Raw genomic sequence first — 26,719 nt, 5'->3', positions numbered from 1 at the left:
ATAATTTGTAACATAAATAGTTGTTTAGACTAGAAAACAAACAACGACGAATATCTTAGTTATTTCAAGGAATGATCTTGCTTTTTAAGCCTTTTAATTCGCCTTATAAAAACATCTTTGTTTTTATCTGCTTTTTATTTTCTGCAAATTCAAGTGCGATAAACAAACCAACGCCTGAATCCATTTCTTTCTATTATCAGCACGTAGATTCAGTACGTGAATTGTTAGTTTATGAACGTGTGGTATTAACCCCTTCAGCGGTTACTTCAAGACAACTTAAACAATTACATGAAGGTGAAGTAGAAACTTTTGCTTATTTAAGTGTTGGTGAATTACACGGCGAAAAAATTTCAGCTGAGTTTAAGCAATACATCATTTCCCATAACCAAGACTGGGATAGTGCCATTATGGATATGGCGTCAGAGTTTTGGAAAAATTATTTACTGGGCAAAGCATCAGAATACAAAGCTAAAGGTTTTACAGGCTTATTCTTAGATACTTTAGACAGCTACAAAATTGCCAATACAGATGCAGAATTTCAAGAACTACAACAACAAGGCTTAATTAAAGCCTTAAACGAACTTAATCAACTAATACCTAACTTGCTATTGAACCGTGGGTTCGAAATCGTTTCTCAATTAGACTTTAAGCCGAGAGGAGTGGTTGCTGAGTCTTTATTCAAAGGCTACAACGTTGCAGAGAACAGCTACTACGACACAGATCCTGCAGGTCAAACATGGTTAATCGATCGATTAAATGAAATTCGTGCGTTGAATATTGAAGCGATTGTTATTGACTATATTGACGGTAATTACAAAGCTGAACAAAGATCAGCCGCTAAAGCACTTTTAAAGCATAACTTTACCCCATACATTGGCGATGGTTTATTGCAACAGTTTGGTGTTAGCACGGTAGAACCAATTAAACGTCGAGTTTTAACCTTTTATAGTAACCAAGATGTATTGCGACACGAAAGTAACTGTAGTCGAATATTATCCACCATTATCGAATATAGAGGTTATGTTCCTGAATGTGTTGCGATTGAAGAAGCCAGCCTTAGGACTATAGACACTACTCGTTATCAAGCCATCGTGTTTTGGTTAGAGCCTGTTTCGTACAACAAAGAAATATTTAAATGGATAGATACTTGGTTTGGTAAAACACGTTTAGTGATTTTAGATCACCTACCTTATAACCCTGTGTTTTTAAATAAGTTAGGTATAGAACAAGAGGGCGAGTTTACAGGTAAGTTAACTGTAAAAAATAAGCATGCGACGCTTGAGAAGTTATTGCCTTTTACTAATGCATCTTTAAAACATTTACCTCGCTATAAAATTACCAACGATCAAAATCAAGCTCAGCTAATTTTAGAAGACGAATTAGGTAATACATCAGTCGCTTTAATAACTGCGCCATGGGGAGCTGTAGCGTTAAAGCCGACTGTGATCCAAAGTATTGATTTAGAAAAATACTTTTGGACCTTTGAACCCTTCACCTTTTTTGACTTAGTGTTGCAGTTACCAGAAGTTCCAGTGCCTGATATCACCACAGAGTCAGGTAATCGTATTTTAACCGCACATATTGATGGTGATGGTTTTCCGTCACGTGCTTGGATGCCAGATAAACCATTTTCTGCCGATGTTTTGCTGCAACGTATTTTCAAAAAATACACTATCCCACATACCGTTTCAGTGATTGAAGCTGAGATAAGTGCTGATGGATTACATCCTGAACACAGTGATGAGCTTGAAGCTATAGCTAGAGAAACCTTTAAGTTACCGCATGTTGAAATAGCTTCGCATACCTACAGCCATCCATTCTTTTGGGATGATCGTGTTGACCTAGGTGAAAAGCAGTATGGCGACTCCTTACCCATTCCTGGTTACACCGTTGATTATGATAAAGAGATATTTGGCAGCGTAGATTACATCAATGAAAAATTAGCACCTAAAGGCAAAAAAGTTAAAATGCTTTTATGGTCAGGGGTTGCCGATCCTACTGAAAATATTATAGAAAAAACCCTGCAATATGATCTATTAAACGTAAATGGCGGAAGTACATTTGTGGTTAACGGGGAAGATTCTATTGCTCAAGTATTTCCTCATTTAATGTGGCACGAAAATGCTGTGCAAGTATACGCACCAGTCATTAATGAAAATCTTTATACCAACTTATGGACTGAAAACTATTCAGGCTATGCACGTGTTATAGAAACTTTTGAGCTACTAGGTTACCCAAAACGTCTTAAGTCCATCAGCATTTATTACCACATGTATTCAGGCGTATATCCGTCTTCAGTTGAAGCTTTAGAAAAAATTTACGATTGGACCTATACCCAAGAATCTACACCGCTTTATTTAAGTGAATATGCTGAACGCGCGCGTACTTTGTATGAAACAGGGATAGGTAAACCACTTAATAACGAATACGATTTTTTGATCATTTCTACTGGTGTTAACACGTTAAGGTTATCAGATGATTTTGCACATATTAATCTGAACTCAACACCTGTTGCTGGTTGGAACAAAGGACCTGACGGGCGTTATGTTTCATTAGTTAAAACGAGAACACCACTTAGTTTTACATCGAATAAATCAAAGGCTGTTTACTTAAAGAATGTGAACGGTGTTATCAATACATGGCAAGTAACACAAGTCTGTCAGCGTCATAAGTCGGTTCGATTTTCTGTCACGACACACATGCCATTAAACTTGACGATCAGCCAAGGTAAACAGTGTAAATTCGTTAATAACAAAAGTGAATTTACGGTTGAAATCAAAGGCAATAACTTACATTTAACTTCGCCAAAAGCGGGTACATTTACAGCTACGTTGGAGTGTAAAAATGGTTGATGAAAACGCACCACTTAAACATACCCGTTTAATTAACAAAAAAACCTTATTCACTTTAGGTGCTGTTGTTGTTGGGCTATTGGTATTTTTACTTCCTGATCAAAAGGTATTGCTAGGACATTTAGATGATTCTAAAGAACCTGAGATTGCTATCGCGTTTTTAGAGGCTTTGGAAGAGCAAGATGAAGCTGATATTCCCGTTCAGCTATCACTCGCTATTAATTATAACAAAGCGGGTAGGTATCAAGATGCTATTAATGCGATTACGCCATTCAACAAATTTCAAGATGAAATAACACAATGGCAAGCTAAGCGTATTTATGCCGACTCAAGTATAAAACTTATCAGTCAAACAACTGAGTCACAGCCAGGTTTACATCAAGAGTTAAGAAAAGACCTTATCTTATTCATTAATCAACTGCATTCAATTCCGAGTGCTGACTTATCACGTCTATTTGCTGATATCGCCTTACAAATAGGTGAGCCAGTTACAGCGTTAGCCATACTTAAACAGTACAAAGATTCAGACATAACCTCTTACGAAGAACTTATTAATTTAGCTTTACAGTCTAATAATGTTGATTACGCTATAGAGTTACAAGAAATTGAATACAAACTAAATACTAATGTAGAGAGTTTAAGTGAATTATTGAGCTTATACCTGATACAAAGTGAATGGGATAAAGGTAAAGCAGAAATATTATTGTTTGATAAAGGTCAGGAACTCACTGAGCAATATTACTCGACGTCTATTAACTTTTTGTTGGCAGGAGGGCGATTAGGTTTAGCCTCAAGCCTGGCTTTAACTAAATCAGAGCTTTTTGAAACAGAGAATAATTACGAGCATGCGTCACGTTTATTTGCACAAAAAGGCGATATAGACAAAGCTGCCAGCTTATTAGAAAAAGCCATTAGTTATAACAATAAACAAGCGTACCTAGTTACTCTACATCAATATAATCGATGGTTGGGTGATCCAGAAGCGGCTTTAGAAATAACTCATCGCCTCGAGCAGTTTAACCTAAACGAGAAGCAACTACGATCAGGTATTGAAGAAGCTTCAGCTGTCTCAAATTTAGCATCCCTTAGTCATTTCTATCATCAATTAGGTCAAAAAGGCTTATTACTCGTTAACGAGTATGATCTTTGGTTAGATAATGCTGAAAAGGCTATTGGCGCTCATAAAGTTATTACTCAACTAGAAGAAATTTTGAGTGACGCTAAAGAATCAAGTCCGTTGTTACAAAAGCTGGTTAAGTTTTATCACAGCGTAGGAAGCTACGAAGAAGTTGGTAACGTATGGGATAGTATAGCCAGTAAAACACCGTTAAGTTTTAAAGATGTGAATTACTATGCTGATGCCTACAAAAAAATGTGGCAACCAGAAAAGTCTTTAGCCGTATTAACTTCAGTAAAAGACATAGAGAAGGCTGACGATGATTACTTCGAAAAAGTATCGTCATTAGCTTGGTATGTATCAGACAAATCTGCTCTTAAACGTATTCAAAAATTACAGAAAATTGAAAACATTGATCCATCAAAGTTTATTAATGCACATTCTCCTATTGAAATGGCAGACAGTGAACTGTTTTATAACTTCTATAAAAAAACCGGCAACTTAAACGTATTAGAAGTTTTTGCTGCTCAAGCGATAAAAGAAAAAGATGAAACCAAATTTTTAGAGGCTATGAACCTTGTGCAATTGTATCAAGGCACTTTACCTAACTCATTTTTAATTCTTAAAGCACAGTTTGCAATAAAACATAAATTGTTTGATGAAGCGTCTAGCTATCTAGAAGGTATGTTAGCCAGTAACGATTCTGATGAGTCAGCCATTGAATCACTTATTTGGTTAAACATTGAAAGAAAAGACACACAAACTTTAGAAGAGATCTACCAAAAGTATAAATCAACACTCGCTGACTCTCCGCAGTTATGGTCAGCATTTGCTGCAGCTTCTAATATGTTAGGTCGATACGAAGACGCTAAGATTTGGTATATCCAAAAAATTAATAACGATAAAAATATACCTGCAGAGCTTTTAGATTTAGCTAACGTATTAGAAAGACTCGATGATAGTTTCAGTGCCAACATTATTCGTAAACATGTTGCGAGCCATTTAACCAAAGAACTTTTTAAATTACCTAATGGCGATAGAACTTATCGTTCACTTGCTTCTATATTCATTGGTGAATCAATCGCATCAAGTATGGTTGAAGCAGCGTTAAAAGACGATCCGAGTAAAGAAAAAGCTCATGAGCTTTTATATTATTACATTGGCCAAGAAAACCATGAAAAAGCGCGTTTTCTTCTGAAATCTTCATGGCTAAAAAATTACGATTTACCTGATAGTGCTGAACTACAACTCGCCTTATTAGAACGTAATCCTTCCAGAGTGCTTGAGTTGGTTAAGATTTCATTATTCTTAACTCCAGGTGAGCGTTTAGCAGCATTGAATAATATAGGTGAAAAGAAACTTGCTTGGGAAGTCGGTATTCAGGCAATTGAAAAAGAAGATAAAACCACAGAGTATCCTTTATTGTTAAGTGGTTTATCGAGTATCCATCAAGAAAGAGTTTATGCCTTACGCTTCCAGCATAAAAGCTTTAGCCAATGGGACTTAACGCAAAACGAACTCGGTTATTATCAGCCTCTGGGTAATGGTTATGTTCGACTTTTTGCGCGTGATATCGACAGTGGACCTCAACAACTGCTAACCCGAGATATATCTTTTGATGTTCAGCAACTTGAAGGTAAATATGGTTTCTCGGTCGACAGTTTACAATCCGAAATTACAGCCTTATTAGATAACCGTTTTAGTAAAACCACTTTAGGTATTGAAGTCGAAGCAGTATACAAATTTTCAAAATACGTTTCTTTAGCCGCAGGTGCTTCTAAAAATATGGATGCGACTACAAGTAGAAACATGATGATGTTTGGTAAGAAAGATGCCATTTCTGCCACTGTTTATTTAAATCCAACGTATCGAGAAACAATAAGCGCTCAAGTGAGCTACCAGAAATATAAAAGCTTATTTGGTGAAGACATTGCCAATAACTTGTCTGTTTCAGTAAAAGCCCAAGAAGCTATTTTTTATAATCACCCAAGTTGGTCTGTGTACGCACAATACGTTTATGAAAAGTCGGATAAAAGTCCTGAGCCATTATTGGAGCTTGCAAGAGAACTAAAAATTAATCGACCGTTATATGGTCATGATTTTATTGCAGGTAAATACCAACAATTTTCTATAGGTCAAAGGATCAGCAACGGCGATGTAGGTATTCCTGGTGCTATCTCACAGTACCCGAGTTATTGGTTAGGTACGGCAATTGCTTACAACTTTGTACAAAACCAAATGGTGTTCGATATTCAAACAGGCATAGGACTTCCTGTGTTTGGAAACGACGAATTATATATGTCTGCTTTATGGCAGTCGGCAGACAAAAGAGGTGATAAAAATGTCAATTTATCTCTCGGTTACTACTTAACATTTTAAAGGAAAACAGATGATTAAATATTTATTGGTGGGAGCCTCAGCTCTAATGCTAGCAGCATGTTCTTCATATAACTTACCTGACAGCCCAAAGCTAGACAGTAAAAAGCAATGGGTTGTTATGCCATTTAATAACTATTCAGGTTCTGCATTTGCGTCTGAGCAAGCGGAAGAGATAACAACATCTGTTTTTAAAGAAGAAGATGTGAATATTAAAATTTATGAAGTAACAGATCTTAACTTGTTAGATATTGTGCTTGATCCTTCTATTAAATCAAAAGCAGCTAAAGCCTGGTTAGTAGGGCAAAAAGCAGATTACATTGTTACGGCTTCAGTGGCTGAGTGGAAATACAAAAGCGGATTAGATGCAGAGCCATCAGTTGGCATTACCTTAAAAATTACCGATGCTAAAACCAATACTTTGTTATGGCAAGGCACGGGTGCAGGTAACGGTTGGGGCAGAGAAAACTTAGCTCAAACAGGTATGGAAGTGATCAGTGAAATGGTTGAAGAGTTAGATTTACACTAATGAAAAAACAGATGAAAGCTAAAAAGAAAACAAACAAATTAGGTCGTAAATTAATGCAAGGCATACTTGTAGGTTTGAAGAACGACAAAATGGCCTTTATTGAAAGTGCTATTGTTGCTGTTTTGTCGCTGCTTTGTTGGTTTTTTATAGATCGTGAATCAGGTAACACCGCACAAAACTATTTCTTTTGGCCGATGTTAGGGCCAATTCTTATTGCCCTAAGATATGGTTTCTCTAAAGGCTTTCAATGTTTTGCTTTTATGACGGTAGCAATGATTTTACTTCAGAAAATTGCATTTCCAGATATCAATTTCAGTTTACCTATTCTTATCGGTAGTGGTCTTATCGTGATGATAACGGGTGAATTCACTGATTATTGGCGTAAATCGATTAAAAATAACGAGATGAATTATCGTTACATGGAGCAGAAGTTACAAAGCTTCACTCAAAGTTATTACTTATTAAAAATATCTCACGACCAATTGGAACAGCGTGCAGCAAGTAAGATTATGAGCTTGCGTACGAGTATTCAAATTCTACAAAAAACTGCCTTAGCTAAAGTTGATAATCGCTTAGAAAGCTTAGGTGATGAATGTTTACATATATTATCTGATGTTGTCGGTATGTATGAAGCGGGGATTTATTTAGTTAAAGACGATCACATCCAAAAAGGTTGTATTAGCGCGATAGGTAAAGAGCATCGCTTAGTATTAGACGATCCTATGTTGCTTGAAATGTTAGACAAAAAACGTATTTATACGCCTGCTAACATTCATGACTTTGAAGACGCAGAATTACATTACCAGCTAGTTATTCCACTTGTTGATTCGTACAATAAATTGCAAGGTGTTGTATTAGCTGAAAAAGTGAAGTTTGTTGCGCTTACTGATGCCAACTTAGCGCTTATTTCTTTAGTGGCGAGTTACATGGCTAACTTCATGTCTGAAAAATTATACACGCCTATTTTGAAACCTGAGCAGGGTAAGGTATTTAATCAGTATTTAGAGCAACTACATTTTAATAAACAACATTATGGTGCTGATAGCGCATTGGTTATTTTTGTTGATAAAAGTAGAGAGCAAAACCTACCGATCAAGAAATTTATCGATTATCGACGTGGCGCTGACATTTACTGGAATTGTTACACAGCTGAAGGCGAACATGCCATGGTCGCGCTTTTACCAATGACAACAGTGTTCGAAGCTAAACAGTTTATTGATAGATTACTCAGTGTTGTAAAACACAAATATGATGCGGATGTTAGACAAATACAAATGCTAGGTCCTTACATTGCTTTTGGCCAGTCTGACGACGTGTTTAAAGTTTTATCATCATTAGGTGACACGCCTGCTAAAGCTAATATAAATGCGGATATTGAAACTGAAACGGATGGCAATAATAAGCTATACAAAACAGTTATTACCAACGACTTCATGAACATTAAAGCCTAAAAATAGAGATTATTAAATGATATTTACACTTTCATTGTTAACTCTAATTTTAGAGTCTCTCAGCCTTTATGTGATCAATTTCGATGTATTCGTTGAAGGTAGTTGGTTGTATTACTTTATTACTCATGGTTTAGCGAGTTTATGCTTTACGTGTTTATGTTGGTTATTTTTATCACCAAGCCATAAAAAGCATGGCATAACCTCGTTAAGTTTTGTTTTAGTGATCAGTTTTTGTATGCCAATAATCGGCATGATAGGTTTAGTGTTTTCTCTTGTTTTAGCGCTAAATTTACCTAAACCGCAGAAGAATTATGAATGGCGCAGCATAGAACAATTAGTGCTGCCTAAATCTCCTGAAGCGCCAAATAATTTGAGCTACGGACTCGGATCTTTACGTGGCATTCTATCTTTCACAGATAATGAAGACCAACGTTTATCGGCTGTTAACGCAATTCGTTACCTACCTGAAAAAGAAGCTATTCCGTTATTTAAAATAGCGCTTAATGACTTATCAGACGATGTTCGATTATTGGCTTATTCTTCTCTCGATAAAATAGAATTTAAGATAAACGAAACTATTGAACATCTGCAAAAGAAACTTGCACAAAAGCCTACCGCCGTAACTGCACATCAAATCGCTCAAAACTATTGGGAGCTGTATTATTTAGGTTTAGCTGAATCGCCTTTAAAAGATCATTACCTAGTCAAAGCACGAGAGTATTTATTAAAAGCCTGCGCGTACGAACCTCTGCCTAAAGTTAACCTTTTATTAGGCAAAGTATTACTCGCCCAAGAAGATTATTCACAAGCCATAGACTCCTTAGAGCAAGCCCTTAAAGGCGGTTTATTAATGAAGCAAGTGGCACCTTATTTAGCTGAAGCAGCCTTTATGATGAAAAACTACACTAAAGTTCGCCAATACATGATGTATTTACCGCAAAAACAAGGTAATTCGTTAAGTGAGTTAAGGAGCTTTTGGAATGAATAATTCTAAACCTATAGATATATGCTTGTTGCTTGAAGGGACTTATCCTTATATTCGTGGTGGTGTTTCAAGTTGGGTACATCAAATTATTAGCGGCTTACCTGAATACAATTTTTACTTAGTATTTTTAGGTGGTGATGCGAGTTCATACAAAGAAATGGTTTACGAATTGCCTGATAACGTTGTTGGCATTCAAATGAACTACTTATTACAAAAATCTAAAGTAGTTAAACCTAGTCCGCGTAAAGGTAACTCGTATGCATTTCACTTGTTTCAACAGATTTTAGGTTACTTTCAAAATACTGATAAACCTATTAACAATGCCTTGCTACAAGACATTCTTAATAATTTAGGTGATAAGAAAAAACTCAGTGTAGATGACTTCTTATACAGCGAAGCATCATGGAAAGTATTGACTGAGATTTATACCGAGTTTGGGGGAAGTCATTCATTTGTTGATTTCTTTTGGACTTACAGAAACATATATTCGCCACTCTTTGAATTGGCAAAAATAGCCAAGAACCTACCAGAATGTAAGGTATATCACAGTATTTCTACAGGTTATGCTGGATTTTTAGGGGCCTTGTGTCATCAACAAACTAAAAAACCTTTTATATTAACCGAACATGGTATTTACACCAAAGAACGTAAAATTGATTTGAGCCAAGCCAGTTGGATACCTAGCAGGCATAGTGCATTTGACGCGAGCTTGCATAAAAAAATAGAAATGACACGTGGTACTTGGATCAAGTTTTTCGAGCAACTTGGTTTAACGGCGTATCATCAAGCGGACAAAATTATTGCCTTGTATGAAGGTAATCGCCAACGTCAAATTACTGATGGCGCACCAGCAGATAAAACCAATGTGGTTGTTAATGGCATTAACTATGACCACTTTATAGAAGCTTATGATTTACGACCGCTAGAGCCGCCTAAAGTGGTGGGCTTAATTGGTCGTGTTGTACCAATAAAAGATATTAAAACCTTTATTCGCAGTATGCGTGTAGCCATTAATAATGATCCAAGCCTAGAAGGTTGGGTAATAGGTCCCGCAGACGAAGATTTAGAGTATTACGAAGAATGTAAAACCTTAGTCGACAGTTTGTCTTTAACCGACAAGATTAAGTTTTTAGGTATGCAAAACATTAAAGAAATTTTACCTAAAGTAGGCGTGGTTATTTTAACGTCGATCAGCGAAGCTCAGCCTTTAGTTTTATTGGAAGGTATGGCAGGTGGAATTCCTTGTATTGCGACTGAAGTTGGCTCTTGCAGAGAAATTGTTTATGGCATGTCGCCTGAAGATAAAGCGTTAGGCGCGTGTGGTGAAATCATTCAAATTGCTTCACCTAACGTAACAGCTGTCGCTATTAATAATATTCTGTCTGATGCAGAGCAGTGGCGAAAAATGGGCGATATCGGTCGTGAACGTGTAAAAAGATATTATGTTGAAAAGATGATGTATCAATCTTATCGAGATATTTATAAGGAACAAATCTCGTGGCAGGAATAGGTTTTGAATTAAAAAAAATCCTCAAAAAGAATACACTTTTATCTCTTTTTGAAGCTTACGGTTTAGCAGGTATTGTAAGCTCTGGTCCTTGGGTTTTATCTATTGTTGCGCTGATGGTTATTGGTGTTTTAAGTATAGGTAATGTGTCTGAAGACGTCGTCGTTGTTCAGTTTTTGGTTATTGTGACTTACTTAATGGCAGGTTCTTTAATATTAAGTGGTATGTTTCAGCTCATGCTCACGCGATTTATAGCCGATCAATTTTTTAGTAAAAACCAAGAAGCTGTTACCCCTAATTTATTGGGCTGTATGGTGGTTAGCAGTATTTTAGCCGTGTTAGTGGGCGGTGGTTTACTCAGTTTTAGTGAGTTATCGCCTGCAATAAAAATCGCTATTCTAACCTCGTTTGTAGTCTTGTGTAACTTATGGCTTATCATCATTTTTTTAAGTGGAATGAAACAATACTATCGCATATTAACCACGTTATTAGCGGGTTATGGCGTAATGATATTAGGCAGCTTAGTATTTGCTTCTTTCGGTTTACTAGGGTTATTAAGTGTATTCGCCTTTAGCCAAGGTTTGATCACCTTTGTATTTTTGTTCTTTGTTTTACGTTATTTTCCATCGAAAAAACTAGTGGCTTTTGATTTTTTAAATCCCAATAAAATATTCTTTTCTCTCGTTTTATGTGGCGTTATATATAACGTTGGCGTATGGATTGATAAGTTTAGCTTTTGGATGAATCCTGTATTAAATGTTCAAGTTATTGATATATTCTATGCTTCGTATATTTATGACTTACCGATATTTTTAGCTTACTTAGCTATTATTCCAGGCATGGCTGTTTTTATGCTGCACATGGAAACTGACTTTGCACAGTCGTGCGAGAACTTTTATAAAACAGTGCGTGAGGGCGGTACTTTACAATCTATTTATATTCTAAAAGAACGTATGGTTGATGACTGTCAAAAGAGTATTTATCAAATATTTAAGGTTCAAGGTATTACACTCGCGTTATTACTTTTATGGGCAAAAGATATTTTAGAAGCCTTAGGTATTGATGCTGCTTACCTACACTTACTGTATGTTGATTTAGTAGGCGTAAGCTTACAAGTATTAGTTATGGCAATTCTTAATGTAATGTTCTATTTAGATAAAAGGCATCAAGCTTTAGCGTTAGTGACTTGTATAGTGATCACCAATTATGTCTTTACTCAAATCAGTATTTACTTAGGGCCTGCGTTTTATGGTTATGGTTTTACTTTAGCCATGCTAACCACCACGTTAATGGGGCTAATTCAGCTAAACGGACAGTTTAAGAACTTAGAATATCAAACCTTTATGTTGCAAGACTAAGTGAGCTCGCTGTTGATTTGAGACAAAAAAGCCACTGACATTCATCATGAATGTCAGTGGCTTTTAGTTTTACTGGCTATAAATCTTAAAAGGTGTAAATAACTAACCTGAACTCGGTTTAATATATTCTTCTCTAACAGCTATTTTTACTTGCTTCATCGTTAAATTTACTTGCAATAGGCTAGCTATTGACGCGAAATTTGCCTTGAAGAAAGAAAAACTATCAAGCTAGAGTATAAGTTAAATTTTATTAGTAATAATTTCAATGAATTAAAGACAACTTAAACCGAGTTCAGGTTAACTACCTTTGATTTCTCGCTTTTATCGTAGCAATTCTCTCTTGGTAGCGTTTCACTTCTGTTGTTTCAGATTCAGCCAAATCATTTTGTTCAGCTGGATCCTTCAACATATTATAAAGCTGAGGAAGGGGAGATACACCAGACTCAATATTCTTCTCCTCTTTTATCCAATCCACTTGTTTCTTACTTGGTGCAATATATTTCCATTCTTGAGTTCTTAGCGAGAATGTTTGCGACTCTTGCAGTAACTCAGTTCTCCCTGTGCTTTTTGAATTAAACCATGCTTTTAATTGGTTTTGGCTATCGATTGCTTCATGGTGACCAAGCTCAATACCTAACATGTCAGCAAAAGATGCGTATAAATCGACTTGGCTCATTAAAGCGTCGCTAACACCAGGTTTAACCTTATCAGGGTAATGAATTATGGTTGGCACTCGTGTACCCGCCTCAAATGCACTGTATTTTCCACCTCTAAAGTCACCAGCAGGTTTGTGGTTACCGAGTTGTTTTACCGCGCCATCTTCATAACCATCCATTAATACAGGTCCGTTATCGCTGGTAAATACAATTAAGGTGTTATCGAGTAAGCCTTTAGCCTTTAATTTGTTAACAACTTGACCTGTGATCCAATCCATTTGAGCAATTGAATCACCGCGAGGTCCCATACTGCTTTTGCCTTTAAACATTTCATTAGGCATACGTGGTACATGAATATCGTGGAATGAGAAGAATAAGAAAAAGGGAGTTTCTTGATTATCTTCTATATAAAAGTCAGCCATATTAGTAAATATTTGCGAAAAGTTATCGTCTTTCCACTCAGCATCGGCACCGCCTTTCATCCAACCAATACGACTTATACCGTTTATAATACTGCCACCATGCAATTCATCAGCTTGTTGGAGTAAAAGTTCTGGATTTTCGGCACCTGTTGGTCTGTCACCAATTTTATTTTCTAAACTAATAGAAATGGGATCTTCTGCTTTTACATTTACAACATATTGGTCTTCTAGATAAATAGTTGGTACTTTTTCAACAGCACCAGGAATAATAAAGCTGTAATCGAAGCCTACTTCAGCAGGCCCTAAAAGCACTTTCTCGTTCCAATTTACATCAGATTTAGCATCGCCTAAACCTAGTAGCCATTTGCCGATTACCGCGGTGTTATAACCTGCTTTTTTAAATAATGTTGCTAAGGTAGGTTTTGTTCTTGGGATAATTAATTCTGAATCTTCTTTTAATAAAGTAACATTTTCACGAAAACCATATTCACCTGTTAACAATGAATAATGAGAAGGGGTGCCAGTTGCTGAATAACTATGGGCATCGGTAAAACGAATACCATTTTTAGCTAGCGCATCTACATTTGGTGTTTTAACACCTTTTGCTCCGTATACGCCTAAGTCGCCGTAGCCTAAATCGTCTACGTAAAAAACAATAACATTGGGTTTAGCTATTACAGAATTTGCATTGCTTTGAGCTTCTGTGCCTTCTTGGCTACATCCTGCAAGTAATACTGCAGAGAATGACATTAATAGAGATAAAGAGAGTAAATGATGAATAGGGTTAGTTTTTACGAGTTTTGTTAAAGTAAATGTTGGTTTAGTTAACATTGTCATAATCTGCCTCCTTGCTTAATTTGGATAACGGTAAAGGACTAATAATCTGAAACGGAATAAGATAACAATAGCGTATTGTTAGTAACTTTTGGGATTTATATTTTAAATGCTGTGCTATTAGGGTCTGTTGAACTTTCGAGATTGTTTTTACAGCAAGGTGTTTGATATTTAGACAAGGCAGAGTATGTGACGTGTAGCTGGCTACTCGAACAGACGATAACGTAGTATAAATATCAAACACATGCTGCCCTTTGGGTTCATTTAAAACGAATTTACTCATTGCTGTTCGCTTTTTTAATAGAATGACTATTAGACAAAGCTCGCATCGCGATTAAATCCGTTTTAAATTGAATAAAATTTAACCCTGAAAGATCAATAGACCCTAGTATCGACCTTAAAGATATAGTGAATATGTCTTTAAGGTCAAATTGTTTTTGATTGGTGCGACTAAGAAAGGTTTTCTTTTTGATCTTGAACAAGTTGGCTAACTAAAAATGAGTTTTCAGTTAGCTTGATTTACGTTTTACTTTTTTGAACGAGCAACGGTTACTGCATTCGCTAATAGGTTAATAATGTCTTCACTTTCATCTAAATTAACACAAGCATCAGTAATACTTTGTCCGTAAGTTAACGTATCAATCGATTCTACTTTTTGATTACCTTCCACTAAAAAGCTTTCAACCATTAAACCAAAGATAGAAGTGTCACCTTGTTCAATTTGTGCAGCAATAGACTTAGCCACATCGATTTGTTTCTTATGGTCTTTGTAGCTATTACCATGGCTACAATCCACCATGATTTTTGTTTTTATATCAGCTTTTGTTAATGAAGCTTGGGTTTGTTGAATATCTTCTTCATGATAATTTGGTACTTTACCACCACGTAATATTACATGAGAATGCGGGTTGCCGTGTGTTTGATAAATACACATTTGCCCACTTTTATCTGGTGAATATAAAACATGAGGAACACTTGCTGCTTTAATCGCATCTAAGGCAATTTGAATATTACCATCAGTACCATTCTTGAAACCAACAGGGCATGAAAGTGCTGAAGCTAATTCTCTGTGAACTTGGCTTTCTGTTGTACGTGCGCCAATAGCTCCCCAGCTGATCAAGTCTGAAATATATTGACCTGTAACCATATCTAAAAATTCAGTGCCTGCCGATAAGCCTATTTTGTTTACTTCCATTAATAAGTTACGCGCAAGGTTTAAGCCTTTAGCAACATTAAAAGACTTATCTAAATTAGGATCGCTGATCAAACCTTTCCAGCCAACAGTGGTTCTAGGTTTTTCAAAATACACACGCATAACAATCAATAATTCATTTTCGTGTTTATCACTTAATACTTTAAGTTTTTTCGCGTAATCAATCGCTGCTTCAGGATCATGAATTGAACAAGGACCAATAATAAGAAGCAGTCTATCGTCTTCACCTGAAATGACTTTTTCGATGTTTTTTCTGCTTTCAATAATAAAATCGGCAGTCTTTTGATCAAGAGGAATTTGATTCGCTAACTCTGCAGGAGATACTAAATTATCGATAAGGGTAGTGCGTAATTCATCAGTTTTAATTGTCATGGTATTTTCTAAAACGTTGCGCTCAAGTGAATGAGGAGTAATTAATATTCAAATTGTACAGGTAAAGAAGAGCTTAGTTAATGTTTTACTCAATATTTATAAAAACGTTATTAAAAATAAACAGCGTAACAGTAAAGTTTTATATACAGGTATTAAATATTAAAAGCATGAAAATAATTTAATTTAATTCATTGTTATTTATCAGTGCGTTAAGTTTGTTTTATTTGTTATTTTTTTTAATTTTTGCATCCAATAATAAAACTCAGTCGTTATTTCTATATAGTGCTGCTGTTAACTTAAGAAATTCATTAATAGTCAGTGTGAATTAATTAATTTAATAAGGAAAGAATGATGAGATATAAATCAAAAAACACGAGTAAAGCCTTAAGTTTAACTACAATTAGCTTAGCTGTTGTGCTTGGTATTACGGGCTGTAATAGTGGTGGTGGAACAAATAACACGGATGGAAATATAGGTCTGGACGATAATAACGAACAGCCATCTTTATCTCCTAGTAATTTTATCTTATCCAATAATGGACCTAGCAATGTTGGAACTACAAATTTAATTGACGAAAACGCAACGACATTAAAAACATTCACATCGGGTAATAATGAAGGTGTTGATATAAATAAACTAGGTCATTTAGTACACGCTGGCGATGCTTCAGTAGCTAGTTTACGAACCGTTTGTCATATTCAAAATAGAGCTGATGGTGCAAGCTACGATTCAAATATAGATAGAGAATTAACGGGTTCATCAACAGGACTTGTTAACCCTAAAGGTATTGATCATTCTGAAAAAATGGGATTGGTCTTTGTAGCTGATTTCAACGCCATGCAAGTGTCTATTTATGGTGATCAGGCTGCTGGCGATGTGATGCCTGTAGCTACAACTATAACAGATGCTACGCCATGGGATTTAGTATATGACGATGATAACGATCGCCTATATGTAGCACTTACAGATGGAACGGTAGCCGTTTATGATGACTTTGTAGAAAGTGATTTTGCTGCTACTCCAGCAAGAGTTATTACGCCAAGTGATGAAGCAGGAATGAAAGTATCGGTAAATATCCACGGTATTGTTTTAGATAAATCAACAAATACACTGGTTCTGTCTGATGTGGGTGACGCAGAAGATATAACTGACGGTAGTATTTTTGTTATTAATAATGCTGATTCTGCGGATGGTAATATTACTGTAGCTAGAACAATTGCTGGTCCTACTACCATGTTAGGTAATCCGGTAGATATAACGCTTACAGGTACAGACTTAAGAGTCGCAGAAAAATCAAATGATGCTATTTTAGTTTTCTCTGATATTTATAATGGAGAAAGTGGTGACATTGCGCCAGATTTAATCACAAGTACTGAAAAGCCAGAATCTTTGGTTGAAGTGCCAGAAAGTTATCAACTGGTTGATGTTTCTGACATTACAGATGGTTCAGCCGATATTTTATCTGTTGCTGTATCAAGTAACCCAGCTACACCAGGAGCAACAAGTAATATGGTTGCTAGTTTTGATGCTTCACTTACAAGTAATTCAGGCAGTTATGATACACAACGTACACAAGAAAGTAGCACATTTGACGCTGCAGGCAACAGTTACACAACATTTGACGGTGATGCTTCTGGTATATTAATTTCAACCAAAGTTGCGACTAATCGTTCTGATGGAACGTACAATCCATCTTACGATCGTGTAATAAGTGGCTCAAATACAGGTTTAGTTGAACCAAAAGGCTTAGACGTAGCCTCACAAGCAGGCATGATTTTGGTTGCTGAAAATAACGAGACAACGCCAGGTATATTAATTTACTCTTCTTGTGCTTCAGGCAATGTATCACCTGTTTTAACATTGAGTACAAGCAATTTGGCAAGACCTTGGGATGTTGATTACGATGCACAAACTGATAAAGCATTTGTCGCATTAACGGATGGTACTATTGCTGTGTTTGATGAAGTACTTGCAAATATTAATGCTGGTGTTACTGACATCACTGCTGAAAGTCGATTAATCGTACCAGCAACTGCAGGTGCTCCTTTAGAAGCTCCAACAAATATTCATGGCATTGATTATGATCCTTCAAGTGATTCACTTATTGTTTCTGATGTAGGCAGTGCTGACGATATAACAGATGGTAAAATTTATGTAATGAATGATGCAGCTGCAGCGAGTGGTGTAACGGATATCTCAGTGAGCATATCAGGTGCAAATACTAATTTAGGTAACCCTGTCGATATTATGTATACAGGCTCACATTTATATGTTGCTGAAAAATCAAATAACCTAGTGATGCGATTTGATAATATATTAACGAGTTCAGGCGGAGATATTGTTCCTGATTTAAGTATTAGTTATACAGCTCCTGAATCGGTCGCGATAGTGCCAGCTTCATTGCAAGCTCATTAGTTTAAATAGTCTTCATTGACCCATCTCAGTATGGGTCGCACAAATATTTAAAAGCACCTTAATTGTTAGGTGCTTTTTTAATTTCACCTTAGGGTATGTTTTAATTACCAATTTATATTTGCGCTGCTGAGTTAGGCGAAGAAAGATTATTAATACTCGAACACCAATTATCAATTAATTATTCATAACAGCATGATATACTTACGTCATAATCAACGTTGCTTAAATATAATAATATGTTACCTAGAATTGACCACATTGAAGTAGTAGATCCTCTTTATCAAGAGTTTGCCCATGTATTACAGTCAACACCTTACCAAGGTGATATTAGTAGCCAATATGGTGCTCGTTTGTCTGTGGCGACTGATAACAGTGTATATCAGCAATTGCCACAGTTGGTGCTTAATCCTCGCAATAAGTTTGATGTTCAAATTATTACCCAGTTAGCCAATGAAGAAAAATTCAACAAAATTAAATTCAGTGCAAGAGGGGGCGGAACAGGTACTAACGGTCAAAGTTTAACACCTGGTATCGTTGTTGATTTGTCTAAGTACATGAACCGTATATTAGAAATTAACGTAAAAGAGAATTGGGTAAGAGTTGAAGCGGGTGTGGTTAAAGACCAGCTTAATGATTACTTACGACCTTTTGGCTTCTTTTTCGCACCTGACTTATCAACAAGTAACCGCGCAACCATTGGTGGCATGATCAACACAGATGCTTCAGGTCAAGGGTCTTTATACTACGGTAAAACGTCTGACCACGTGCTAGAGCTAGAATCTATATTAGCTAATGGTGACTTTTTACATACCACGCCAATGAGCATGGAAAAAGCCGTTGAGCTTTCAGAAGAAGACTCAAGCTTAGGTAAAATTCTTAAACAAGTGCTTGCAAGCTGTAAAGATAATCGTGAACAAATTCTTGAAAAATTTCCACGTTTAAATCGTTTCCTCACAGGGTACGATTTAGAACATGTATTTAATGACGACTTAACGCAAGTTGACTTAAGCCGTATCATTACAGGTTCAGAAGGTTCTTTAGCCTTTGTCTGTGAAGCGAAACTCGACTTAAACGAAATATTAAAAGCTAAAACTGTTATTAATATCAAATACGACAGCTTTGATTCAGCTTTAAGACATTCTCCTGCGTTAGTTGAAGCTAAAGCAACCTCAGTTGAAACGATTGACAGCAAAGTGCTTAATTTAGCTAAACAAGATATTGTATGGCATTCAGTTAGCGACCTTATTACCGATGTTGAAGGCAAGGTAATGGACGGTATTAACGTTGTTGAATACAACGGAACTAGCGTTGAAGACTTAGCCGAGCAAGTGGCTGAATTAACGGCGCGGTTAGATAACGAAATTGAAAATAGCATTGGCGGTATTATTGGTTACCAAGTAACGAGTGATCTTGCGAGTATCAACAAACTTTATGCTATGCGTAAAAAAGCGGTTGGTTTGTTAGGAAATACAAAAGGACGTCAAAAGCCAATCGCATTTGCTGAAGATACCGCGGTACCACCAGAAAATTTAGCTGATTATATTGTAGAATTTAGAGCGTTACTCGATAGCCACAATTTACAATACGGCATGTTTGGTCATGTCGATGCAGGTGTTTTACATGTGCGTCCAGCATTAGATATGTGTGATCCAGAGCAAGAAGTTTTACTACGTCAAATCTCAGATCAAGTGGTTGCCTTAACTGCAAAATATGGCGGTTTAATGTGGGGTGAACATGGTCGTGGTTATCGTAGTGAATATGGTCCAGAATTTTTTGGTGAAGAGTTATTCTTAGAACTTCGTAAAGTTAAAGGGGCATTTGATCCCCTTAACAAAATGAATCCAGGAAAGATTTGTACACCGCTAGAATCTACTGAAAAACTAGTTTCTGTTGATGCAATTAAACGTGGTTTTTACGACCGACAAATACCGATTGAAGTTAAAGACTCTTTCAAGTCAGCACTAGACTGTAATGGTAACGGGTTATGTTTTAACTATGACGCTGATAGCCCAATGTGTCCTTCAAGCAAAGTAACGCGTGACCGCCGTCACTCCCCTAAAGGTAGAGCTGGCTTGATGCGAGAGTGGTTACGCTTGTTAGAGGTTAAAGGCGTAGATGTTCTTAAATTAGAGCAAGACGTAAATGGTTGGTCGGTTAAACAGTTGCTTGATCAAACAATATTTAAGATGAAAAGTCGCTTTTCTAATGATTATAAAAACGACTTTTCACACGAAGTTATGGAAGCTATGTCAGGTTGTTTAGCGTGTAAATCATGTGTGAGCCAGTGCCCAATTAAAGTTGATGTTCCAGACTTCAAAGCACGCTTTGTTAACTTATATCACACACGTTATTTCCGTCCGCTAAAAGATCACTTAGTGGCAAATGTTGAAATAATCACACCTATTTTGGCTAAAGCACCTAAGCTAGTGAACAGCGTGCTAGGTTCTAAAATTTACGATAAGTTTTCAAGCGCAACTATCGGTTATGTGAATACACCATTGTTATCTGTGCCTACACTTGAAAGCAGTGTTAACGAGCAAATTAATGCCGGTGTATTTGAAGCTTTCGACTTAAGCAAGCTAGAAGCTTTATCTGAAGAAGAGCGTAAACAGTACCTATTAATCGTTCAAGACCCGTTCACTTCTTATTACGACGCTGCTACGGTTGAGTCGATGATGTTGCTAGCCAAGAAGTGTGGTTATAAGCCAGTCTTATTACCTTTCAAACCTAATGGTAAAGCTCAGCATGTTAAAGGCTTTTTATCACGCTTTGCTAGCACAGCTAAAAACAGCGCAGAGTTTTTAAATAAACTGCAAGCGCTTAACTTATCTATGGTGGGCTTAGATGCTTCGTTAGTTTTATGTTACCGCGACGAATACAAACAAATATTAGGTGATAAGCGTGGCGATTTCTCTGTATTGTTAGCACATGAATGGTTAACACCGAAATTAGAAGAGATTAAAGCTAACATTCAACCGTCGTCTGACATTGAGTATCAATTGTTCTCGCACTGTACAGAAAAAACCGCCTTACCGAATAGTGAAGCACAGTGGATCGCTATTTTTAAAGGTTTAGGTTTATCGCTACAAAAGCAAAGTGTGGGTTGTTGTGGCATGGCAGGAACATACGGTCATGAAAAAGTGAACTTAGAAAACTCTAAAGCTTTATTTGAATCAAGCTGGGAGCCGAAAGTAGAGCGCTTAAACTCTCAACAAATCGTGGTTACTGGTTTTTCTTGTAGAAGCCAAACAAAACGCTTTGCAGATTTAAAAGCAAGACATCCAGCACAAGTACTGGCTGAACTGCTTTAACATAAACACATTTAAGTTTTATTTCATTCGGCAGTTATAGTGTCATCGATTGGATGTTTAGTTTTTTATTAATTTATTAATTTATTAATTTATTAATTTCATTAGCAATTGATTTTTTAAATATGTAAATGAAAATTATATCAGGTTAACTTTATGAAAAAAAATCAAGGTTTCACTTTAATAGAATTAGTTGTGGTGATTGTTATATTGGGGATTTTAGCGGCCACTGCAGCCCCTAAATTTATCGATCTAACTTCTGACGCAACCGTGGCTAAACTTCAAGGTATGCTAGGCGCTATTCGTAGTGGTACAAATATGGTTAATGCCAAAGCGATTGTTCAAGATAAAACATCAGGTAGTAACTCTGTTACAGTTGGGGATATTACAATTAGTATACACAGTGGTTACCCTACAGGTTATTGGGGCAGTAGCTTGCGTTATGTAGTTGATTTAGACAGTGTAGGTTTTACTAGTGACCTTGATACATTATGTGAAGTTGATTGGTGTGGTCGAGGCTTTGAACAAAGCATACCAAGCGGTGTTACTACATCAGGTACAGGCCGAATCGCTAAGGTATATTCAAATGGCTATAGCTTTAACGACGAATGTGGCGTGTATTATGTTAATCATCAAGACGGTCGCGAGCCAGAAATAGGCTTAGAGTCAGCAGACTGTTAATTACAAATAACATACTAATTTCAACATTAAATATAATATTAATAACTTAACAAGAATATTCAGATATTCCTGCTAAGTTATTTTTTTGTCTGTTACTTTAACTTAACGCTCTTTTAAGCTTAACAAGCTTTGATGCCTTTCTATTTCTGTTCTTATACAAATATAGATACAAACCAGTAAACGCAAGAATTGATGGACTTAGGCCCAAAATACACCAAATTAGTTTACTTGGTAAACCAGCAAAGTGTCCAAAGTGTAGTTTTCTGAAGCTATCTACTGAAACATGAGCGTTACTTGCTGTTCTTACATCTAAATAATCGATCATCTTGCCAGAGTTTTTATCGTAAGTGATGGTGCTTGAGTAGTCGCTATTCAAAGGATTAGACGAATCTACTTTACCGTAAAATAGAATATTCATTTCAGGTTCGTAGGGCATAAGCAGGTAGGTTGCTTCAAAATCTTGAATCGTCTCTTTATTACGATCTAGTAACGACTGAATTGATAATGTTGTATTGTGCAGCGGCTTTTCTATTAAATACGGTTCTTCAATAATATGCTCAGATACTTCATGAATAACTTCTGACACATTCCACCACGCTCCCGTAAAAGCAAGAATGATAATAACTGGAGAGCTCGATATACCAATCATTTTATGTAAATCACTGAAAAATATTCTACGTGCTAACTTAAAGCGTAATGTAAAAAAGTTAACCCAAAATCTTCGATATAACACAATGCCGCTAACGCCTAAAAACAAGAGTAATATAGAGATAATAGCCCCTAAAAACATGCCGTTAGTTTCCAGCAGTAATTTGTAATGTAAGTCTAATAACCAATCGGATAAATCATCTGATAAGCCAACAGGTGAAGACAGGAGTTCGCCATTATATTGGTTTATATAAATTTTCGACCATTGCGTTGTATGATGTTTAATAAGATACGCAGCATCGGTTCTACTTTTATCATCAAATATTTCCCAACTGCCAATTTCATGATCAGGGTAAGTAGTTGTTACCTTAGCCATAAGTAAATCTAACGATAATCTGTCTTTCATGTAACTTGTATCGTTATTATTTCTTACCTGCATATTTTCAGGCATTAATAAATTGTCTAATTCAACTTTAAATACCAATACACTTCCTGTGAAGGAAATAATAACCAAAGGTAACATTGCAAAAAGGGCACCAAGAGAGTGCCATTTATATAGTTTCTTTCTCATAATACTTAACAGTAAAACGGTAACTAAACCGTTGATTCCTTTTTGTTATAATGTTGAACTAAACGTTGTCTGATCTACAGTTTTTTTAAATAAAATATCCTAATCTAGCTGTTAAGTTTTATATTTAAAAATGTAAAACGCTAACAACCCTTGAATTCAATTTAATGTGTATGTGGCTACAAATTTAATTATTCTTATTTTGTCTTATTTTTTTAGTACTTAACCTGAACTGTGTTTAAGAGATATTTAACAAATTGAAAAATAAATAATCATTTTTTAATTGACTCTCTAGCTTGATAGTTTTTCTTAATTCAAGGCAAATTTCGCGTCAATAGCGAGATATTGCAAGTAAATTTAACGCAGAAGTAAGGAAAATTAGATGCTAGAGAAACATTTGTTAAGCTGAGCTCAGGTTACTTAATTTGTAATTGCGAAGATGATACATAATCGCCATCTTAATGTAAATACGAATCAGTATCATTTGAGTGTTGTGTGTTTAAATAATCTCAACTCTGGTTAACGGAAGAGGTAAGTCATTTAAAAATTGAGAGGCTAATGGGGTTTTAATCGTGCTTTTAGTTATGCGTAGTTAAAGTTGAATTATTGTAAAAACAACTGTTTATTGGAAAGTGGTTTAACATGGGGTTTATGTAAGTAATTGTTTTATATTTATTTATTGTAATGTTAAGTGTGATTGTAAGTTCTTTGAGGATATACAGGCATAAAAAAAGCCCTGAGCATATAGGGCTTAATTTACAACTATAATAACATCACTCAATTTAATGCTAGATCTAGTTGAGTGAAGTTATATCAACTTTACTTTTTCTTAGCGTATTTTCGATTAACAAATAAACCTGCAAATAGAATCGTTAACCAGTGTATTGAACCACCAGAATCGCCTGAATTATTCGTAGATGCTGTATCTGCGGTTTCATCTGGCACAGTTGTAACTGGAGTCTCCGTTGTATCGCCATCATTTGATGTATCGCCATCATTTGAGGTATCACCATCATTTGATGTGTCGCCATCATTTGATGTGTCGCCATCATTTGATGTATCACCATCATTTGATGTATCACCATCATTTGATGTATCACCATCATTTGATGTATCACCGTCATCAGATGTATCACCGTCATCAGATGTATCACCGTCATCAGATGTATCAAGATTATTGGTCAATACTATGGAAGCCAAAGAGTTATCACTTGCATGAGTAATCACTTCTATATTTACCCCTAACACAGGGAGGTTAATACCGGATTTAACCTGATCTGGAGAAGTGTAATCATCGCTATCACTGAATATAGCTTTGCTTGTTAATGATGTATCGTTTGTACTTGCTGTTTGAGGGTATAAGCTGAAAGCAGCATCACGTACTTGTACTTCAGTATCTCTAGGGTTGCCATTACGTAATATTAAGTTCTGATCTGCATCAACAACACCAAGAAATAAATCCCCAGGGTGGTCACTCACATTATTGTTGTCAATACCTACATCTCTATACCAAATTAAAACACCAGGATCATAATCTAAAGAAGGTAAAGAGGAGTCATTGCCTTTATGGTCACGAAGTTGCACATAATAATGATGTTCATCTCCTTCAACCGTGTTAGTTATTCGGCTAAAGCCACTTAAACTAATAGGAGAAAGAGTTTCAGCACCATTACTAAAGGTGGTTGTACTACCTGATGTAACTGTAATGTCATCCACTACAAAGCCATAGTCATAAACACTTTCATCTGTTTCATAAACTATCTCAACTGTAACATTTTCATTACTGTAGTTAGATAAATCAAAGGTTAAATCGACCCAGCCGAGGTCTGCTGAAGCGCCAGAAATATTGGCTGATTCACCACTTATAAAGTTATTAACTCTTGGGTAAATATTGTTTGTCACTTCAGTGTGATTTCCTGCGACTGCAGTACCGTTTACATTAACAACGACATAATCGTAATCTTGCTCTATCTCCCATCGTGCTTTCATTGTTAAAGTAGGGCTGTTAGATCCTAAGTTTGTATTAAAGCTTAACGAATTGCTTAACTCATTACCTTTATTTGAATAATACTGATACTCCCCAGTAAAGGGCTGACCAAAATCTCTCGGTACAATAGGCAGATCAACTTTGATCTGATCAACACTGCCATTATGTGTCGATGCACTTACCAATGATAACGTTTCATTTATTGAATTTGAAAAAGTAATCGTTTGTTGATTTACCCAATTACCACCGTAACGATCTTGAAAGAATTCTTTAGCATAAGGACTAAAAGATACAGGTTCAGAGCCACGAGGACTTCCCAACCAGCTCCCACTCCCCATAACAGACCAAGCTTGAACAGGTGCTCCGGTAGCATCATTTGTTAAGTCATATTCATCAGGTACACCTAAAACGTGACCAAATTCATGAACCACAACGCCCATAGAAGCATCGATAGGTGTAATAGTGTAGCTATAAATTTTAACATCAGAGCCTGTAACGCTAACGGCATCAAAGTCTTCAGTAAATACAGCTGATCTATGCGACCAAATTGCATCGTCGCCTAAATCGCCACCACCAGACTCTTCACCGATACTCGAATGAAAAATCATAATGTGATCGACTATGCCATCAGGTTCATCTAAATTACCATCACCATCAAAATCAATTTCACTAATTTTATCGTAATCACTTAAATCAATTTGCCCTAAAGCAACCGCTTTCTCAACGGCTTCAATTACAAGTTCATCAACATTAATGTCATCTTCATTTATAGCGTTTCTAGGGTCATCATTATTAGCGCCGTAATAATTAGCATTGTTATTTGCTGTATACCAACCAAAGGTATTGCCGCTAAAGGCAAATGTGTCACCTGACTCTTGTTGATAGTATTGGTAAGCTGATTGTAGATTATCTCCGTCAGGACCAGTAAAACCAGTATGGGAAAATAATAAATTCTGATAGTGCGACATCGGATAGTCATCGTAATACATATCTGTATCAAAAGCCGTTAAGCCATTATCGTTGTAACGCAAGTCAGGAAAATCAATCATGATGGCTAATACTTTAATGGTATTATCAATATCTCCATCAACTTTTTGAACACTGGTGCTTTTTACCGATTGTTTTTCAATAATAGAAGCTTTAACCGCTTTATTTACCGCAGCTCGTTTATTCATTAAGCCTTTAGGTAACTTATTATTTTGGTTACTCATTCTATCGGCAATGTAACTATCAAAAGCTTGCTGCTTTTCTGCGTCAGATGCGTTAGCTGAAAGCTCACCACGTTTTTCTAACCAATATAAAATTCTTGTTTTATCAACAATACCAAAATCTGTAGAAGCTGAGTGAGCAACGGAATCAGCAAAAGACATCCCACTACAAGTGACTAAACTGGTCAAAAGGGCAATTTTAGATAATTTAAACATGTTCAACCTTTAATAA

At 36.1% G+C, this 26,719-nt stretch carries 14 protein-coding genes; 10 read left to right on the top strand and 4 right to left on the bottom strand.

What is annotated here, in order from left to right:
• Positions 1 to 77: 77 nt before the first annotated feature.
• Genes ACPUVN_RS07565 through pelG form a run of 7 tightly spaced genes read left to right on the top strand, consistent with a single transcriptional unit; the run spans position 78 to position 12,175 of the window.
• Positions 78 to 2,852 (top strand): endo alpha-1,4 polygalactosaminidase, encoded by a 2,775-nt coding sequence (locus ACPUVN_RS07565; protein WP_426370367.1) that lies wholly within the window; start codon positions 78 to 80, stop codon positions 2,850 to 2,852.
• The gene (locus ACPUVN_RS07560; protein WP_426370366.1) at positions 2,845 to 6,348 is read left to right on the top strand and encodes a tetratricopeptide repeat protein; all 3,504 of its coding nucleotides are present in this window, start codon (positions 2,845 to 2,847) and stop codon (positions 6,346 to 6,348) included. Before ACPUVN_RS07565 ends, ACPUVN_RS07560 begins: the two co-directional genes overlap by 8 nt.
• A 10-nt stretch (positions 6,349 to 6,358) precedes the next feature.
• Positions 6,359 to 6,874, top strand: a complete 516-nt coding sequence (locus ACPUVN_RS07555; RefSeq protein ID WP_426357200.1) for a hypothetical protein — start codon at positions 6,359 to 6,361, stop codon at positions 6,872 to 6,874.
• Entirely contained in the window at positions 6,874 to 8,325 is a 1,452-nt protein-coding gene (locus ACPUVN_RS07550; RefSeq protein WP_426370365.1) for a PelD GGDEF domain-containing protein, read from the top strand. Before ACPUVN_RS07555 ends, ACPUVN_RS07550 begins: the two co-directional genes overlap by 1 nt.
• A gap of 16 nt (positions 8,326 to 8,341) precedes the next feature.
• On the top strand, positions 8,342 to 9,313 hold the full coding sequence (locus ACPUVN_RS07545; protein ID WP_426357202.1) for a hypothetical protein: 972 nt from the start codon (positions 8,342 to 8,344) through the stop codon (positions 9,311 to 9,313).
• Positions 9,306 to 10,820, top strand: coding sequence for a GT4 family glycosyltransferase PelF (gene pelF / locus ACPUVN_RS07540; RefSeq protein ID WP_426357203.1), 1,515 nt, complete (start codon positions 9,306 to 9,308; stop codon positions 10,818 to 10,820). The genes ACPUVN_RS07545 and pelF overlap by 8 nt, the downstream gene beginning before the upstream one ends.
• Positions 10,808 to 12,175 carry an exopolysaccharide Pel transporter PelG gene (pelG, locus tag ACPUVN_RS07535; RefSeq protein WP_426357204.1) on the top strand — a complete coding sequence of 456 codons (1,368 nt, stop codon included), beginning with the start codon at positions 10,808 to 10,810 and terminating at the stop codon, positions 12,173 to 12,175. The genes pelF and pelG overlap by 13 nt, the downstream gene beginning before the upstream one ends.
• Before the next feature lie 301 nt (positions 12,176 to 12,476).
• Here pelG and ACPUVN_RS07530 read toward each other — a convergent pair whose 3' ends face one another.
• Together ACPUVN_RS07530 and ACPUVN_RS07525 are read right to left on the bottom strand one after the other, a co-directional pair.
• Positions 12,477 to 14,090 (bottom strand): sulfatase family protein, encoded by a 1,614-nt coding sequence (locus tag ACPUVN_RS07530; RefSeq protein WP_426370364.1) that lies wholly within the window; start codon positions 14,088 to 14,090, stop codon positions 12,477 to 12,479.
• Between the two features lie 523 nt (positions 14,091 to 14,613).
• Complete coding sequence (locus ACPUVN_RS07525) at positions 14,614 to 15,672, bottom strand: 3-deoxy-7-phosphoheptulonate synthase (RefSeq protein WP_426370363.1); 1,059 nt, start codon at positions 15,670 to 15,672, stop codon at positions 14,614 to 14,616.
• Between the two features lie 348 nt (positions 15,673 to 16,020).
• Between ACPUVN_RS07525 and ACPUVN_RS07520 the strand changes: the two genes are divergently transcribed.
• From ACPUVN_RS07520 to ACPUVN_RS07510, 3 genes are all read left to right on the top strand, one after another.
• Positions 16,021 to 18,087 carry a hypothetical protein gene (locus ACPUVN_RS07520; RefSeq protein WP_426370362.1) on the top strand — a complete coding sequence of 689 codons (2,067 nt, stop codon included), beginning with the start codon at positions 16,021 to 16,023 and terminating at the stop codon, positions 18,085 to 18,087.
• 236 nt (positions 18,088 to 18,323) lie between these two features.
• Positions 18,324 to 21,398: a D-2-hydroxyglutarate dehydrogenase YdiJ gene (ydiJ, locus tag ACPUVN_RS07515; protein ID WP_426370361.1), complete on the top strand. Its 3,075-nt coding sequence runs from the start codon at positions 18,324 to 18,326 to the stop codon at positions 21,396 to 21,398.
• Positions 21,399 to 21,551: 153 nt separating this feature from the next.
• Positions 21,552 to 22,076 carry a type II secretion system protein gene (locus ACPUVN_RS07510; RefSeq protein WP_426370360.1) on the top strand — a complete coding sequence of 175 codons (525 nt, stop codon included), beginning with the start codon at positions 21,552 to 21,554 and terminating at the stop codon, positions 22,074 to 22,076.
• 97 nt (positions 22,077 to 22,173) lie between these two features.
• On the opposite strand, the gene ACPUVN_RS07505 is transcribed toward ACPUVN_RS07510, so the two are convergent.
• Together ACPUVN_RS07505 and ACPUVN_RS07500 are read right to left on the bottom strand one after the other, a co-directional pair.
• Entirely contained in the window at positions 22,174 to 23,295 is a 1,122-nt protein-coding gene (locus tag ACPUVN_RS07505; RefSeq protein ID WP_426357210.1) for a PepSY-associated TM helix domain-containing protein, read from the bottom strand.
• An 816-nt stretch (positions 23,296 to 24,111) separates the two neighbouring features.
• Positions 24,112 to 26,703 carry an immune inhibitor A domain-containing protein gene (locus tag ACPUVN_RS07500; protein ID WP_426370359.1) on the bottom strand — a complete coding sequence of 864 codons (2,592 nt, stop codon included), beginning with the start codon at positions 26,701 to 26,703 and terminating at the stop codon, positions 24,112 to 24,114.
• Positions 26,704 to 26,719: the final 16 nt, after the last annotated feature.

The sequence above is a fragment of the Pseudocolwellia antarctica genome (assembly GCF_049933045.1).
Classification (GTDB): domain Bacteria; phylum Pseudomonadota; class Gammaproteobacteria; order Enterobacterales; family Alteromonadaceae; genus Pseudocolwellia.
The sequence above is the reverse complement of the archived record's forward strand: the minus strand, read 5'-3'. Positions and strand labels throughout refer to the sequence as shown.

Excerpts from the sequence above, each read along its gene's own strand:
- ACPUVN_RS07510 (WP_426370360.1), top strand. The coding sequence starts at position 21,552 with ATGAAAAAAAATCAAGGTTTCACTTTAATAGAATTAGTTGTGGTGATT.
- ACPUVN_RS07525 (WP_426370363.1), bottom strand. The coding sequence starts at position 15,672 with ATGACAATTAAAACTGATGAATTACGCACTACCCTTATCGATAATTTA.
- ACPUVN_RS07500 (WP_426370359.1), bottom strand. The coding sequence starts at position 26,703 with ATGTTTAAATTATCTAAAATTGCCCTTTTGACCAGTTTAGTCACTTGT.
- ACPUVN_RS07555 (WP_426357200.1), top strand. The coding sequence starts at position 6,359 with ATGATTAAATATTTATTGGTGGGAGCCTCAGCTCTAATGCTAGCAGCA.
- ACPUVN_RS07560 (WP_426370366.1), top strand. The coding sequence starts at position 2,845 with ATGGTTGATGAAAACGCACCACTTAAACATACCCGTTTAATTAACAAA.
- ACPUVN_RS07550 (WP_426370365.1), top strand. The coding sequence starts at position 6,874 with ATGAAAAAACAGATGAAAGCTAAAAAGAAAACAAACAAATTAGGTCGT.
- ACPUVN_RS07520 (WP_426370362.1), top strand. The coding sequence starts at position 16,021 with ATGATGAGATATAAATCAAAAAACACGAGTAAAGCCTTAAGTTTAACT.
- ACPUVN_RS07530 (WP_426370364.1), bottom strand. The coding sequence starts at position 14,090 with ATGACAATGTTAACTAAACCAACATTTACTTTAACAAAACTCGTAAAA.
- pelF (WP_426357203.1), top strand. The coding sequence starts at position 9,306 with ATGAATAATTCTAAACCTATAGATATATGCTTGTTGCTTGAAGGGACT.
- ACPUVN_RS07545 (WP_426357202.1), top strand. The coding sequence starts at position 8,342 with ATGATATTTACACTTTCATTGTTAACTCTAATTTTAGAGTCTCTCAGC.
- ACPUVN_RS07505 (WP_426357210.1), bottom strand. The coding sequence starts at position 23,295 with ATGAGAAAGAAACTATATAAATGGCACTCTCTTGGTGCCCTTTTTGCA.
- ydiJ (WP_426370361.1), top strand. The coding sequence starts at position 18,324 with ATGTTACCTAGAATTGACCACATTGAAGTAGTAGATCCTCTTTATCAA.